At 72.0% G+C, this 16,983-nt stretch carries 1 protein-coding gene; it reads right to left on the reverse strand.

Going from position 1 to position 16,983, the window contains the following annotated elements; translation table 11 throughout:
- Window positions 1-68 precede the first annotated feature (68 nt).
- Complete coding sequence (locus ACFT9I_RS38715; protein WP_382572312.1) at window positions 69-16,814, reverse strand: type I polyketide synthase; 16,746 nt, start codon at window positions 16,812-16,814, stop codon at window positions 69-71.
- Between the last annotated feature and the right edge of the window lie 169 nt (window positions 16,815-16,983).

The following is a 16,983-nucleotide window of genomic DNA, read 5'->3' on the forward strand; positions in this document are numbered from 1 at the left end:
CCCGCACCCTCCACGGAGAGGGTGCGGGCGGCCGCCGTTGTGTCAGGGCCTCGCGCGCTCGGCCGGGGTCAGGAGACCGCCACCAGGGCGCCGAGCGTGCCGGTCGCGTTCTCGGTCCAGGACTGGTCCTCCTCCGAGCGCGACCTGATGGTGAGGGTGCGGCCCGCCGACGGGTCGTCAGGGCCGACGATCACCTGGAGAAGGGCCGCGGACTGCGATCCGAAGGTCACCGGCGCGTGCAGGACGAGTTCCGCGATCTCGTCCAGGCCCACCGTCTCGGCCGCGTGGAGTGCCAGCTCCACGAAGGCCGTGCCCGGGAGGATGACCGTTCCCATGACGGTGTGGTCGCTGAGCCACGGGTGGTCGGCCAGCGTCACCCGCCCCGTGAACAGGCTGGTTCCGTCCGGGAGTTCGGTGGTCGTCGCCAGCAGCGGGTGGGACGCGGACTCCAGACCGAGGCCGGCGGCCGTACCGACGGGGTCGGCGGTCTCCAGCCAGTGGCGGCGGCGCTGGAAGGCGTACGTGGGAAGGTCGACGCTCCGGCCCCCGCGTCGGGCGAGGAACCCTTCCCAGTCGACCGTGGCACCGGACACATGGGCCTGGACGAGCCCGTCGAGCAGAGTGGCCGGCTCGGAGAGCTTGGCCCGGAGCAGCGGTACGGCGGTGGCGTCGGGCAGCGCCTCACGGGTCAGTGCGGCGAGTACGGCGTCGGGGCCGATCTCGATGTACGTCGTGACGCCCTGCTCGTGGAGCGTGGTGAGGCCGTCGTGGAAGCGGGTGGCGTTGCGCGCGTGATCGCTCCAGTAGGTGGCGTTGGTGATCTCGGAGCCGGCCAGACGGCCGGTGACGGTGGAGACGACCGGTGTGCGCGGTACGTGGTACGTCAACGTGTCTGCGACCGCGTGGAGTTCGTCGAGCATCGGGTCCATGTGGTGCGAGTGGAAGCCGTGGCTGACGGTGAGCCGGCGGGTACGCCGTCCCTGACCGGTGAACTCCTCCCCGATGGCGACGACATCGGCTTCGTCGCCGGAGACGACCACCGCACGCGGACCGTTGACGGCCGCGATACCGACCCGCTCGGTGAGGTGCGGGAGCACCTCCTCCTCGGTCGCCTCCACGGCCAGCATGGCGCCGGTGGCGGGGAGGGCCTGCATGAGGGCGCCGCGGGTGGCGACCAGGCGGCAGGCGTCGTCGAGCGTGAGGATCCCCGCCGTGTGGGCCGCCGCGATCTCGCCGATCGAGTGGCCGATGTGATGGGTGGGGGAGACGCCGAACTCGTCGACCAGCAGCCGGGTGAGGGCCACTTGGAGGGCGAAGATGGCGGGCTGGGTGTAGCGGGTCTGGTTGAGGAGGGTGGGGTCGTCGGCGAAGACGATGTCCTTGACCGTCTGGTCGGCGTCCAGGTACCGGTCCAGGGTGGCGCACACCTCGTCGAACGCGTCCCGGTAGACGGGGTGCGTGTCGTAGAGCTCACGACCCATGCCCGGGTGCTGGGAACCCTGACCGGTGAAGAGGAGGGCCACCTTCTTGGAGTGGGACTGCCCGTGCAGGAAGCCGGTCCCGGGGTCCTGGGTGAGCGCCCGGAGACGGTCGACGAGTTCGTCACGGGTGGCGCCGATCGCGACGGCCTGGTGATCGAAGGACGTACGGGCGGTGGCCAGGGAGTACGCGATGTCGACCGGCTGGAGTTCGGGGTACGCGGAGACGTGGTCGAGGAGCCGCTGGGCCTGGTCCCGTACGGCCTGCTCGCTCCTGCCCGAGAGGATCCAGGGGACCGTGGTGGCCCCGGGTGCGCTCTCCGGGGCCGGCTCCGGGTGGGTGGGAGCGGGCGCCTCCTCAAGGATGAGGTGGGCGTTGGTGCCGCTGATGCCGAAGGAGGAGACGGCGGAGCGGCGCGGGTGGTCGGTCTCCGGCCAGGCACGGGCCTCGGTCAGCAGCTGTACGTTGCCCGACTCCCAGTCGATGTTGGGGCTGGGCTCGTCGACGTGCAGTGTCCGGGGCAGCGTGCCGTGGCGCATGGCCTGGATCATCTTGATGACCCCGCCGACACCGGCGGCGGCCTGCGCGTGTCCGATGTTGGACTTGAACGATCCGAGCCACAGCGGCTCTTCACGGTTCTGGCCGTAGGTGGAGAGCAGAGCCTGGGCCTCGATCGGGTCACCGAGTGGCGTTCCGGTGCCGTGTCCCTCGACCGCGTCGACCTGGTCGGGGTTGAGCCCCGCCCCGGCCAGGGCGGAGTTGATGACCCGCTGCTGGGCCGGTCCGTTGGGCGCGGTGAGGCCGTTGCTCGCACCGTCCTGGTTGACGGCAGAGCCGCGGATGACGGCGAGCACCGTGTGGCCGTTGGCCTTGGCGTCCGACAGCCGCTCCAGCACGACCATGCCCGCGCCCTCGGCCCAGATGGTGCCGTCGGCGCCGGCCGCGTACGACTTCGCGCGGCTGTCGGGAGCGAGACCACGCTGGCGGCTGAACTCCATGAACATGCCCGGGTTGGACATGATCGTGGCGCCACCTGCGAGAGCCATCGTGGACTCGCCGTTGCGCAGCGACTGGCACGCCAGGTGCATCGCGACGAGGGACGAGGAGCAGGCGGTGTCGACCGTGAGCGCCGGACCCTCAAGACCGAGCGTGTACGAGATGCGCCCGGAGGCGACACTCGCCGTCGTACCCGTCAGCAGGTAACCCTCGACGGGCTCGCCACCGTGGTGGGTGAGCGAGACGTACTCCCCGGCCGCGACGCCGGCGAAGACGCCGACCGGCGCGCCGCGCAGGGTGTCGGGGCGGATGCCCGCGCTCTCGAACGCTTCCCAGGCGGTCTCCAGGAGGAGCCGCTGCTGGGGGTCGAGCGCCAGGGCCTCGCGGGGGCTGATCCCGAAGAACTCGGGGTCGAACCGGTCGGCGTCGTAGAGGAACCCGCCCTCACTGGCGTAGGACTTGCCGCGTACGTCCGGGTCGTCGTCGAAGAGGTTCTCGATGTCCCAGCCACGGTTGTCGGGGAAGGCCCCCACCGCGTCGCGCTCCTCCGAGACCAGCTTCCACAGCTCCTCGGGTGTGTTGGCGCCACCCGGGAAGCGGCACCCCATACCCACGATCACGATCGGGTCGGCCGCATCGCTCCGCGAGGAGGCGCTGCGGGTCGTACGGCGGGCCACTTGCGCGCCTGCCTCCGCCTGCTTGGTGCCCGCCAGTTGGTTCCGGATGAAGCCGGCCAGCACCGTGGGGGTGGGGTAGTCGAACAACAGCGTGGACGGGAGTCGCATCCCGGACGCCTTGTTGAGCGAGTTGCGCAGTTCCACCGAGCTGAGCGAGTCGAACCCGAGCTCCTTGAAGGAGTGCGCGGGGTCGATCGCGTTCGGCGAGCCGTGTCCGAGGACGGTGGCCACGTGATTGCGCAGGAAGTCCAGGATGATCTGGTCCTGCTCGGCCTCCGGTCGGCCGACGATCGACTGCCCGAGCGCTCCGACCTCCGCTCCCGCGCCGCCCGCCTGGGCGGCGCTGCGCAGCGGCGTACGGACAAGACCACGGAAGATCGGCGCCACCGGGACGGTCGCGGCGCGGGCACGCAGCCCGGCGAGGTCGAGCTTGGCCGGGACCACCACGGCCCGGTCCGCGTCGAGCGCCGAGTCGAAGTGCCCGAGCGCCTGTTCGGCGGGCATCGGCAGCAGACCGCCGCGGTTCATCCGCGCCTGGTCCTGCTCGTCGAGGGTGTCGGCCATGCCGCTCTCCCACAGTCCCCAGGCGAGGGACTTGGCGGGCAGTCCGGCCGTACGGCGGTGTTCCGCCAGTTCGTCCAGGAAGACGTTCGCGGCGGCGTAGTTGGACTGCCCGGGCGAGCCGAGGACACCGACCACGGACGAGAACGTCACGAAGGCGTCCAGGTCCAGCTCACGGGTCAGCTCGTGCAGGTTCCACGCGCCGTCCACCTTCGGACGGAGCACCTCGTCGAACCGTTCGGGAGTCAGCGCCGTGACGATGCCGTCGTCGAGCGTTCCGGCGCAGTGCACCACCGCGCCGAGCGGATGCTCGGCCGGCAGGCTCGCCAGCAGGGCCTCCAGCGACTGCCGGTCCGCGGCGTCGCAGGCCGCGATGGTGACCTCGGCGCCGAGTTCGGCGAGTTCCGCGGTGATGGTGCTGTCCGCCGGACGGCCGCGCCGGCTGGTGAGGAGCAGCTTCTTCACACCGTGCCGGGTGACCAGGTGACGGGCGAGGAGCGTGCCCAGGGCGCCGGTGCCGCCGGTGATGAGCACCGTCCTGTCCGGGTCGAACGACGTCGGTGACGCGGTCGGCTCGGGGTCGGCGGTGCCGATTCGGGCGAGGCGCGGGGCGAGAAGTCGGCCTTCGCGCACGGCCAGTTGGGGTTCGCCGGCGTTCAGGGCGGCCGGGACGGCCCGCAGGGACGCGTCCGAACCGTCGAGGTCGATCAGGGTGAACCGATCGGGGTGTTCCGTCTGCGCGGTGCGGACGAGTCCCCAGACCGCGGCTCCGGCCAGGTCGGCCGCGCCGCCCGTACTGGTGGACATCGCGCCCTTGGTGAGGATCACCAGGCGGGAGTCCGGCCGGTCGTCGGAGAGGATCGCCTGCACAAGACCGAGTACGCGGTGCGTGAAGGAGCGCGCCGTCTGTGCCGGGTCGGTGCCGGGCTCGGAGACGCACCAGGTGAAGACCACGTCCGGCCTGGTGGTGTCGTCTCCCGGTGTCGTCGGCAGTGTCACCGCGTCAGGCTGTACCTCGACCGCCGCGCCGAGCGGGGAGAGCGCCGCCGTGACCTGGGTGTTCGCCGGGTCGGCGACCACGGCCCACTTGGCGCCGGCCTCGCTCCGGGTCTTGTCCTCCACGGTTTGGACGTCGACCCAGTCGACCTTGTACAGCTCTCCGGCGTCGGCCGCACGCGTGGCGGCGAGTTGGTCGGCGCCGACCGTCCGCATGGCGAGGGAGTCGATCGTCATGACCGGTGTCCCCGTCTGGTCGGCGATGACCAGCGACGCGGTGTCCGGTGTGGTCCAGGTGTGGCGGATCCGCAGGGAGCTGGCGCCCGTCGCGTGGAGGGACACACCGGCCCAGGAGAACGGCACCCGGATCGAGTCGGCCGCCTCGGTCTCGCCCATGATCAGCGCGGCCGGCTGGAGCGCCGAGTCGAGCAGACCGGGGTGGATGCCGTAGTCGCCGGGATCGGAACCGGCGGGCAGGGAGACCTCCGCGTACGTCGTGTTCCCGTCCTGCCAGGCCTTCTTGAGCCCGCGGAACAGCGGTCCGTAGCCGAAGCCCCCGTCCGTGACCCGGCGGTAGAACTCCGCCACGTCCATGGTGTCCGAGATGTCCGGCGGCCAGACCTCGTTCCTGAGCGACTCGGCACCCGCCGGGACCTCCCGGCGTTCGGCTCCGAGCGCTCCCGTGGCGTGCAGGGTCCAGTCGGTCTCGACCGGTACGTCCTCCGGCCGGGAGTAGAACGCGAAGGCCCGGCTGCCGGAGCTGTCGGCCGGCTCGATGAGAAGCCTCAGTTGAAGGGCGGCGCGCTCCGGCACGGCGAGGAACACGTGGTGGGTGAGTTCCTCGATGTGCTCGCAGTCCACATGGCGTGCCGCGTGGAGCAGGAGGTCGACGAAAGCCACACCCGGGACGATCATCGTCCCGAAGATGATGTGCTCGGCCACCCAGTCCGGATCGTTCCCGGAGACACGGCCGGTGAACAAGTGCCCGGCCCCGTCCGGGAGTTCGGCCAAGGTGGTGAGCACCGGATGGTCGGTCGCCGTCAGCCCCAGCCCGTCGGCACCCGAGGTGGGCTTCGCCGCCTCCAGCCAGTAGTGCTGGCGCTGGAAGGGGTAGGTGGGCAGGCCGAGGGCGGGGACCGAGGTCTCACCGATCACCGGGGTCCAGCCGACCTGGATGCCGTGCGCGTGCGCGGTCGCCAGGGCGGAGAGGAAGCTGTGGTTCTCGTCCCGGTCGCGGTACAGGGCCGCGACGAGGGTGGCGTCGCTGTCGTCGGCCACGCTGTCCTGCGCCATGGTGGTCAGGACGGGGTCGGGTCCGAGTTCCAGGTAGTGCCGGACACCGAGCCGGTCCAGGGTGGTGATGCCGTCGGCGAACCGTACGGCCTCCCGGACGTGCTGGACCCAGTACTGCGGGGTGGTGATGTAGTGGTCCGCGAGCAGGCCGGTGAGGTTGGAGACGATCGGGACGGTCGGGCTGTGGTAGATCAGCTCTCCGGCGACGAGTTCGAACTCGTCCAGCATGGCGTCCATGTGGGGCGAGTGGAACGCGTGCGAGACCGTCAGGCGCCGCGTCTTCACTCCCGTCTCGGCCAGGGCCTCCGCGATGGCGGTGGTGGCTTCCTCGTCACCTGAGATGACAAGGGAGTTGGGTCCGTTGACCGCCGCGATGCTGACGTGGTGCTCATGGCCTTCGAGGAGCGGGACGACCTGTGCCTCGGTGGCGCGCAGCGAGATCATGACGCCGTTGGCGGGCAGGGCCTGCATCAGCGAGCCGCGCGCGGCCACCAGCCGGCAGGCGTCGTCGAGGGTGAAGATTCCGGCGACGTGCGCGGCGGTGATCTCACCGATCGAGTGGCCGGTCAGATAGTGCGGGGTGATCCCGAAGGACTCGACCAGCCGGTAGAGGGAGGTCTCGATCGCGAAGAGCGCGGCCTGCGTGTACCGGGTCTGGTTGAGCAGGGTCGCGTCGTCCGAGAAGACGACGTCCTTCACCGGCCGCTCGGCCTGAAGATGCCGGTCGAGCGTCGCGCACACCTTGTCGAACGTGTCCCGGAAGACCGGGTGGGCGTCGTACAGCTCGCGGCCCATGCCGGCCCGCTGAGCGCCCTGTCCCGTGAACATGAACGCGGTCTTGCCGGGGTGCGGCATCCCGCGGACCAGTGCCGGGGACGGCTCGCCGAGGGTGAGCGCGCCCAGCGCGTGGTCGAACGCCCGGTGGTCGGTCGCGAGCACCACGGCCCGGTACTGGAACTGGGCCCGGGTGGTGGCGAGCGCGTGAGCGACCCGCTCCGTGCGCAGCCCGGGGTTGAGTCCGAGGTACGTGCGCAGCTGCTGGGCCTGGTCGCGGAGGGCCTGTTCCGTCTTGCCGGACAGGACCCACGGGACGAGGGCCGTCTGCGGCGCGTCCTGCTCGTGGTCGTCCTCGGCGGGCACCGGTGTCTCGGGGGCCTGTTCGAGGATGACGTGGGCGTTGGTGCCGCTGATGCCGAAGGAGGAGACGGCGGAGCGGCGCGGGTGGTCGGTCTCGGGCCAGGCACGTTCCTCGGTGAGGAGCCGTACGTTGCCCGAGGTCCAGTTGATGTGCGGGCTGGGCTCGTCGACGTGCAGGGTCCGGGGGAGTGTGCTGTGGCGCATGGCCTGGATCATCTTGATGACTCCGCCGATACCGGCGGCGGCCTGGGCGTGTCCGATGTTGGACTTGAACGATCCGAGCCACAGGGGCTCTTCACGGTTCTGGCCGTACGTCGCCAGGAGCGCCTGGGCCTCGATCGGGTCGCCCAGCGGGGTTCCGGTGCCGTGTCCCTCGACCGCGTCGACCTGGTCGGAGGTGAGGCCCGCGCCGGCCAGGGCGGCGTTGATGACCCGCTGCTGGGACGGACCGTTCGGAGCGGTGAGGCCGTTGCTGGCGCCGTCCTGGTTGACGGCCGAGCCGCGGATGACGGCCAGGATGGTGTGTCCGTTGGCCTTGGCGTCGGACAGCCGCTCCAGGAGGACCATGCCCGCGCCCTCGGCCCAGATGGTGCCGTCGGCGCCACCGGCGAACGACTTGCACCGGCCGTCCGGAGCGAGGCCGCGCTGGCGGCTGAACTCCAGGAACATACCGGGGTTGGCCATGACGGTGGCGCCACCGGCCAGGGCCATCGAGGACTCGCCGTTGCGCAGCGACTGGCACGCCAGGTGCATCGCGACCAGTGAGGAGGAGCACGCGGTGTCGACGGTGACCGCCGGGCCCTCAAGGCCCAGCGTGTAGGCGAGCCGCCCGGAGGCGACACTCGCCGTCGTACCCGTCAGCAGGAAGCCGTCGACGGGCTCGGTGCCCCGGTGGACGAGGGAGCCGTACTCCTGGGTGACGACGCCGGCGAAGACGCCGACGGGCTTGCCGCGCAGGGTGTCGGGGCGGATGCCCGCGTTCTCGAACGTCTCCCAGGTGGTCTCCAGGAGAAGGCGCTGCTGGGGGTCGAGCGCGAGGGCCTCGCGGGGGCTGATCCCGAAGAACTCCGGGTCGAACCGGTCGGCGTCGTAGAGGAACCCGCCCGTGCGGGCGTAGGTCCTCCCGCGCATGTCCGGGTCCGGGTCGAACAACTCGTCCAGATCCCAGCCTCGGTTGGTCGGGAAGGAGCCGATGGCGTCCACTCCCTCGGTGACCAGTCGCCACAGCTCGTCCGGCGTGGTGGCGCCACCCGGGTAGCGGCACCCCATGCCGATCACGGCGATGGGTTCGTCGTCGTCACGCGGTGCCACCGCCACGGCGGCGGTGTCCACGGCGACGACCGGCACGGCGTCGTCGTCGACCAGTTCGTCCCTGAGGTGCGTGATCAGCAACTCGGGCGTCGGGTGGTCGAACAGCATCGTGGACGGCAGGTGCAGCCCCATCGACTCGCCCAGCACCATGAGGAGTTCGATGCCGGCGAGCGAGTCGAAACCGAGGTCCTTGAACGAGCTCTCCGGGTCGATGGCGAGCGGAGAGCTGTGGCCCAGGACGGCCGCGACATGCTTGCGCAGGACTTCCAGGAGGAGTTCCCGCTGTTCGGGCTCGGGCAGCACGGCCAGCTGCTGGCGCAGCGAGGACTCGTCGACCGCTTCACCGCCGCGTTCGGCGGGCGGTGCCTGGGCCGGGAGCAGTTCGGCGAGCAGCGGGGACAGCATCGACGCCCGCTGGGTGCGCGCGCCGGAGACATCGACCCCGGAGGGCACGAGTACCGCTCGCGCCGTCGCGAGTGCCGCGTCGAAGAGGGCGAGCGCCCGTTCGGTGGGCATCGGCGACAGTCCGCCGCGGCTCATACGTGCCCGGTCCTGCTCGTCGAGCGTGTCGGCCATGCCGCTCTCCCACAGGCCCCAGGCGAGGGACTTGGCGGGGAGCCCGGCGGTACGGCGGTGCTCGGCGAGTTCGTCGAGGAAGGAGTTGGCGGCGGCGTAGTTGGCCTGTCCGGGCGAGCCGAGGACACCGACCACCGACGAGAACAGCACGAAGGCGTCCAGGTCCAGGCCCATGTCACGGGTCACCTGGTGCAGGTTCCACGCGCCGTCCACCTTGGGGCGGAGCACCGCGGCCAGCCGGTCCTCGGTCAGCTCCGTGACCACACCGTCGTCCAGGACGCCCGCGCAGTGCACCACCGCGCCGAGCGGATGCTCCGTCGGCAGGCCGGCGAACAGGGTCTCCAGCGACAGCCGGTCGGTCACGTCGCAGGCGGCGATCGTGACCTCGGCGCCGAGTTCGGCGAGTTCCGCGGTGATGGTGCTGTCCGCCGGACGGCCGCTCCTGCTGGTGAGCAGGAGCTTCCTGACGCCGTGCCGGGTGACCAGGTGGCGCGCGAGCAGGGAGCCCAGCGCGCCGGTGCCGCCGGTGATGAGCACCGTACGCCGCGCGTCGAACGCCGTGGCGGGAATCGCGCCCGGGGTCAGACGGGCGAGGCGGGGTACGAAGAACCGGCCCTCGCGCAGGGCCAGTTGGGGCTCACCGGTGGAGAGAGCCGCGACGACGGCCTCGTCGGAGGCCCGTGAACCGTCGACGTCGAGGAGCGTGAACCGGTCCGGGTGCTCGGACTGGGCCGAACGGATCAGGCCCCAGACCGCCGCACCGGCCAGGTCGGCAGGCGCGTCGCCGGTTCCGGTGGACCGCGCGTTCTCGGTGAGGATCACCAGGCGGGAGTCCGGCGCCCCGTCGGCCAGGACGGCCTGGAGCAGACGCATGGCGCGGCGCGTCTCGATGTGCGCCGCCGCGACCGGGTCGGCGCCGTCCTCGGCGGCCCCGGTGGCACAGCGGGCGACGATCGTCGTGGGCCGGGAGGCGCCGGCCCGCAGCGAGGCGCGCAGCGCCTCGGCGTCCGGGTAGGACTCGGCCGCGGCACCGAGCGCCGCCAGCACGGCGGCGACTCGCGGGTCACGGGTGTCGCCCACCACGGCCCAGCCGGCGCCGTCGGGGCGCGAGTTGGAGCGTGGCGGTGCGGGGAGCGCGCGCCAGGCGACCTCGTGCAGCGCACCGTCGCGGTCGGGCCTGGCGGCTTCGAGCTGTTCGGCACGGACCCCGCGCATGGCGAGGGAGTCGACGGTCAGGACCGGCGCGCCGGACGGGTCCGTGACGGTCAGCGCGGCCGTCTCCGGCGTCGAGCGCACGAGCCGGACCCGCAGGGTGTGCGCGCCGGACGCGTGGAGGGTCACACCGCTCCACGAGAACGGCACGTAGAGCGTGCCGTCCGTCCCGGCACCGGTCGCGGCCAGGGCGATCGGGTGCAGCGCGGAGTCGAGCAGACCGGGGTGGACGCCGTACGCGCCCGGGGCCGTGCCCGCGGGCAGGGCCACCTCGGCGTACAGCGTGTCCCCGTCCTCCCAGGCGGCACCGAGCCCCTGGAAGACCGGGCCGTAGCCGAACCCGGCCTCGGCGATCCGCCGGTAGAAGCCGTCGGTGTCGAGGACCTGGGCGGAGGCCGGGGGCCAGGCCGCGTCCACGGGCGGCAGCGCCGGCGGTACGGCCGGGGCGACACCGAGCGCACCGGTGGCGTGGCAGGTCCAGTCGGCGCCCAGCGGGGCGTCCTCGGGCCGCGAGTGGACGGCGAAGGACCGCCGCCCGGAGTCGTCCGCCGGCCGGACGACCACCCTCAGTTGGAGGGCGCCGTGTTCCGGCAGGGCCAGGAAGACATGGTGGGTGAGTTCCTCGATACGGGGGCGCCCGACCAGTGCCGCGGCGTGCAGCAGCATGTCGACGAACGCCACGCCCGGCATGACCGGGGTGCCGAAGACGGCGTGGTCCGCCGCCCAGTTGGGCGAGGACGCGTTCACCCGGCCGGTCAGCAGCAGCCCGCCCGGGTCGGGCAGTTCGGCGGCCGTGGTCAGCACCGGGTGTCCCGTGGCGGTCAGCCCCGCCGACGACACGTCCCCGGCGGCGGTGGTGGCCGCGAGCCAGTAGCGCTGGCGCTGGAAGGGGTACGTGGGGAGGTCGGGCAGGGTACCGGGGGCCGGCAGATGGGCGCCGAGGTTGACGGGCGCGCCGGCGGTGTGCGCGGTGGCGAGCGCCGTGAGGAGCGTCGTGGCCTCCGGATGCCCCTTGCGCAGAACAGCGGCGGGGGTGGCGCCCCGGCCGGCGCCGAGAGTCTCGTTGACAAGAGTCGTGAGGACGGGGTCGGGTCCGAGTTCGAGGTAGTGCCGGGTGCCGAGCCGGTCGAGCGTGGTGATGGTGTCGGCGAACCGTACGGCGTCCCGGACGTGCTGGACCCAGTACCGCGGGGTGGTGATGCGGTGGTCCGCGAGCTGCCCGGTGAGGTTGGACACGATCGGGATGGTCGGGGCGTGGTACGTGAGGTCCGCCGCCGTGCGCTCGAACTCCGCCAGCATGGGATCCATGTGGGGCGAGTGGAACGCGTGGGAGACCGTCAGGCGCCGCGTCTTGACACCCGTCTCCGCGAGAGCGGCGGCGATGGCGGTGGTGGCTTCCTCGTCGCCCGAGATGACAAGGGAGTTGGGTCCGTTGACCGCCGCGATGCTGACGTGGTGTTCATGGCCGTCGAGGAGCGGGACGACCTGTGCCTCGGTGGCGCGCAGCGAGATCATGACGCCGTTGGCGGGCAGGGCCTGCATCAGCGAGCCGCGCGCGGCCACCAGCCGGCAGGCGTCGTCGAGGGTGAAGATTCCGGCGACGTGGGCGGCGGTGATCTCACCGATCGAGTGGCCGGTCAGATGCTGCGGGGTGATCCCGAAGGACTCGACCAGCCGGTAGAGGGAGGTCTCGATCGCGAAGAGCGCGGCCTGCGTGTACCGGGTCTGGTTGAGCAGGGTCGGGTCCTCGGCGAAGACGACGTCCTTGACCGCCTGTTCGGCGTCCAGGTGCCGGTCGAGGGTGGAGCACACCTCGTCGAACGTGTCCCGGAAGACCGGGTACGTGTCGTACAGCTCGCGGCCCATCCCGGCCCGCTGCGCACCCTGTCCCGTGAACAGGAACGCGGTGGTGCCCTCCCGTGCCGTACCGGTGACGACCGCGCGTGAGGACTCGTCGTTGCTCAGCGCCTGAAGACCCGCCAGCAGTTCGTCACGGCCGGCCCCCACCACCACCGCGCGGTGCTGGAACCGTGCGCGGGTGGCGGTCAGCGCCTGGCCGATGTGCCCCGGGTGGACCCCGGGACGCGCGATGACATGGTCGAGAAGGCGCCGCGCCTGGTCGCGGAGCGCGGGGGCGCTCTTGGCGGACAGGACCCACGGGACGAGGGCCGTCTGCGGCGCGTCCTGCTCGTGGTCGTCCTCGGCGGGCTCCGGCGTCGCGGGGGCCTGCTCGATGATGAGGTGGGCGTTGGTGCCGCTGATGCCGAAGGAGGAGACCGCCGCGCGTCGCGGGTGGTCGGTCTCCGGCCAGGCACGGGCCTCGGTCAGCAGCCGCACATTGCCCGAGTCCCAGTCGATGTGCGGACTCGGCTCGTCGACGTTGAGCGTCCGGGGCAGCGTGCCGTGGCGCATCGCCTCGATCATCTTGATGACCCCGCCGATACCGGCGGCGGCCTGCGTGTGGCCGATGTTCGACTTCAACGACCCGAGCCACAGCGGTTCTTCACGGTTCTGGCCGTATGTCGCCAGCAGGGCCTGCGCCTCGATCGGGTCGCCCAGGGGCGTTCCGGTGCCGTGCGCCTCCACCGCGTCGACCTGGTCGGGAGTGAGACCCGCACCGGCCAGGGCGGCGTTGATGACCCGCTGCTGGGACGGACCGTTCGGAGCGGTCAGACCGTTGCTCGCACCGTCCTGGTTGACCGCGGAACCACGGAGGACGGCGAGGACGGTGTGTCCGTTCGCCTTCGCGTCCGACAGCCGCTCCAGCAGGACCATGCCCGCGCCCTCGGCCCAGATCGTGCCGTCCGCCGCACCGGCGAACGACTTGCACCGCCCGTCGGGAGCCAGCCCACGCTGCTGTCCGAACTCCACGAACATGCCCGGGGTCGCCATGACCGCGACGCCGCCCGCCAGGGCCAGCGAGCAGTCCCCGACGCGCAGCGCCTGCGCCGCCTGGTGCATCGCGACGAGCGACGACGAGCACGCCGTGTCGACCGTCACCGCCGGACCTTCGAGACCGAAGGTGTACGAGATCCGCCCGGAGACGACACTCGCGGTGTTGCCGGTGAGCAGATAGCCGCCCAGCCCGTCGTCGCCCTCGTGCAGCCGGGGGCCGTACTCCTGTGACATCGCGCCCACGAACACACCGGTGCTGCTGCCCTGGAGGCCGTCCGGGTCGATCCCGGCGCGCTCCAGCGCCTCCCAGGTGACCTGCAGCAGCAGGCGCTGCTGCGGGTCCATCGCCGTGGCCTCGCGCGGGCTGATGCCGAAGAACTCGGTGTCGAACTCGGCGGCCTCGTCGAGGAACCCGCCGTGCCGTGTGTAGGTCTTGCCCCGCACCCCGGGCTCGGGGTCGTACAGGGCGTCCAGGTCCCAGCCGCGGTCGGTGGGGAACCCCGAGATCGCGCTCACCCCGTCGTCGACGAGCTGCCACAGCTCGTCCGGGGTACTGGCGCCGCCGGGGTAACGGCAGGCCATGCCGACGATCACGATCGGGTCGTCGGCGTCCAGCACCGACGACCGCGACAGCGCGGACGCGGCCGACGACGTGTCGTCGCCCAGGGCCAGTTCGCACAGCCGCCGGGCCAGCCGGGACGGGCTCGCGTAGTCGAAGACGACGGTCTCCGGCAGCGCCAGCCCGGTGATGTCCACGAGGTTCTGCCGGAGCTGGACCGCCATCGTGGAGTCCATGCCCAGCTCGCGGAACGCCTGGCCGACCTCCACCGAGTCCGTGTTCAGATGACCGAGCACGATCGCCGTGCGCAGTCTCACCAGCTCAAGCGCCGTACGGGCGCGCTCGTCCGCCGGCAGTCCGGCGAGCCGGCCCGACCACGTGGACTCGCCCCCCGCGGGGGTCTCCTCACGTGGCGCCTCCTGGAGCTGGACGGCGCCGCGCGCCGAGGTCTCGAACGCGGTCGAGACCTCGGGCCAGTAGCGCTCCCGCTGGAAGGCGTACGTGGGCAGCGCCACGCGGCCCGGCGCACGCCCCGCGAAGACGGCCGACCAGTCCACGGGCAGACCGGATACGTGCAGCTCCGCCAGGGAGGTCAGCAGCTGCGGCCACGGAGCCTCGTTGCGGCGCAGCGAGTCCGCGACCAGCGCGTCCGGCAGCGTCGCGCGCAGCCCGACCGTGAGAACGGGATGCGGGCTCGACTCCACGAACGTGCCGAACCCGTCCTCGGCCATGGCCTGGAGGGTCTTCTCGAAGAGAACGGGCCGGCGAAGGTTGGAGAACCAGTAGTCGGCGTCGAGCCCCGCCGTGTCGACGGCGCCCGCGGTGACCGTCGAGTAGAACGCGATGTCGCACGAACGCGGCGTCACCCCGGCGAACTGCTCAAGGAGACGGTCCTTGATGGCGTCCATGTGCGGCGAGTGGGAGGCGAAGTCCACGCCGGAGACGGCCTTCGCGCGGATCCCGTCGCTCTCGCAGCGGGCCAGCAGCTCGGCGATGGCCTCAGGGGTTCCGGCCACGACCGTGGTGCCGGGCCCGTTGACGACGGCGATGCTCAGCCCGTCGCCGAAGGGGGCGATGTACTCGGTGACCCGGTCGGCCGCCAGCGGCACCGACGCCATCGCTCCGGTACCCGCCAGCGTCATGATCGTCCGGCTGCGCAGGGCCACGATCCTGGCGGCGTCCGCCAGGTCGAGCGCTCCCGCGACGTGCGCCGCGGCGATCTCGCCCTGCGAGTGCCCGATGACCGCGTCGGGCCGTACGCCCAGCGATTCCCACACCCTGGCGAGCGAGACCATCACCGCGAACAGCACGGGCTGGACGACGTCCGCGCGGTCGAGGGACGTCGCGCCGGACTCGTCGGTGAGCGTGTCCAGCAGCGACCAGTCGACGTACGGGGCGAGGGCTTCGTGGCACGCCTCGATCGACGCGCGGAAGACCGCCGACGTGCGCATCAGCTCGCGGGCCATGCCCTCCCACTGCGAGCCCTGCCCCGGGAACACCAGAGCGATCTTCCCGTGGTCGCCCGTGACGCCCGTGACGAGCCCGGGTACGTCGTCGCCGGCCTTCAACGCCGCCAGCTGCGCGTCGTGTTCGAGCCCGAGCGCGACGGCGCGGTGCTCGAAGTGGGTACGTGTGCCGGCGAGCGAGCGGCCGATGTCGAACGCGTCGGCGTCCGCCGTCCGCCGCTCCAGCAGCCGCCCGGCCTGGGCGCGCAGAGCCGCCTCCGTACGCCCGGACACCAGCCAGGGAGCCAGCGGGAGTTCCGGCTCCTCGCCACGCGGCGCGTCCTCCTCGGACACGACCGGCTCGGGCGCCTCGGCGAGTACGACATGGCAGTTCGTCCCGCCCACACCGAAGGAACTGACCCCGGCCAGCAGCGGCGCGTCCGGCCACGGGCCGGACGCGGTCTGGACGCGCAGATTCAGCGCCTCGGGGTCGATACGCGGGTTGGGCGTCTCGTAGTTGAGGCTCGCCGGGATCTCCCGGTGCCGGATGCTCAGCGCCGTCTTGATCAGCCCGACGATTCCCGCCGCGCCTTCCAGGTGCCCGACGTTGGTCTTGGCCGAGCCGACGAGTACGGGGGAGCCCGCGGGGCGCGCGCTGCCGTACGCGGCGCCCACACCCGCCGCCTCCAGCGGATCGCCCGTCGGAGTACCGGTGCCGTGGAGTTCCACGTAGCGGACCTCGGCCGGGTCCACGCCCGCGTCCTCGCACGCCTGGCGCAGCACCGTCGCCTGCGCCTCGGCGCTGGGCACCGTGAGCCCGTCGGTGGAGCCGTCGTTGTTGACCGCGCTGCCACGGATGACCCCGTACACGGTGTCCCCGTCGCGCACCGCGTCCGCCAGCGGCTTCAGTACGACGACACCGCCGCCCTCGCCGCGTACGTAGCCGTTGGCCCGCGCGTCGAAGGTGAAGCAGCGTCCGTCCGGCGACAACCCGCCGAACATCCCGGCGACTTCGGCGCTCTCGGGCGCGAAGTTGAGTGCCACACCGCCCGCGAGCGCCAGGGTGGCCTCGCCCTTGCGCAGGCTCTCCACGGCCAGGTGCACCGCCACGAGCGACGACGACTGCGCCGAGTCGACCGCCATGCTCGGGCCGCGCAGGCCCAGGGCGTACGACACCCGGTTGGCGATGACACCGCGGTTCAGCCCCGGCAGCGAGTGCTGTGTGATCGCACCACCGCGGTGTGCCAGCGCCGCGTAGTCCCCGGCGATCGCTCCGACGATGACGGCGGTCGCGCTGGACCGCAGCGTCTCGGGGACGATTCCCGCGTCCTCCAGCGCCTCCCAGGCCAGCTCGGCGAAGAGCCGCTGCTGCGGGTCGATCGCCACGGCCTCGCGCGGCGAGATCCCGAAGAACGCCGCGTCGAACCGGTCCACGCGGTCGAGGAACCCGCCGTGGCGCAACGCGGCGCGATGCCGCTCCGGTGAGTCCGGCAGCACCTCCTCCGGGTCCCAGCGGTCCTGCGGCACCTCGGTGATCGCACTGCGCCCCGACCGCAGCAACTCCCAGAAGGAGTTGGCGTCGGGTGCCTGGGGGAGGCGGCATGACATGCCGGTGATTGCGATTGCATCCGTACCGTGAACAAGATCACTCGACATGATGGCGAGTGCCTCCCTCATCGCGTGCTTCGAAAACGCCGGGCAGGCGTTCGTCTTGAGGGAACGATCATCAGCTCCGCCGCCGGCCCCCAGCTACCCGTAGAGCCCCCTAGGACGACGTTGTCAGGGGTACCCCTGGGGTTGCCCCCGGGCGGCCGGCCCCTCCCGCTCCTGCGCGCGGACAGAAGTC

Origin of the sequence: Streptomyces sp. NPDC057137, from assembly GCF_042670825.1 — a bacterium.
GTDB lineage: Bacteria > Actinomycetota > Actinomycetes > Streptomycetales > Streptomycetaceae > Streptomyces.

What these genes read in the sequence shown, in the direction of transcription:
- ACFT9I_RS38715 (WP_382572312.1), bottom strand. Translation starts at nt 16,814, where the DNA reads ATGAGGGAGGCACTCGCCATCATGTCGAGTGATCTTGTTCACGGTACG.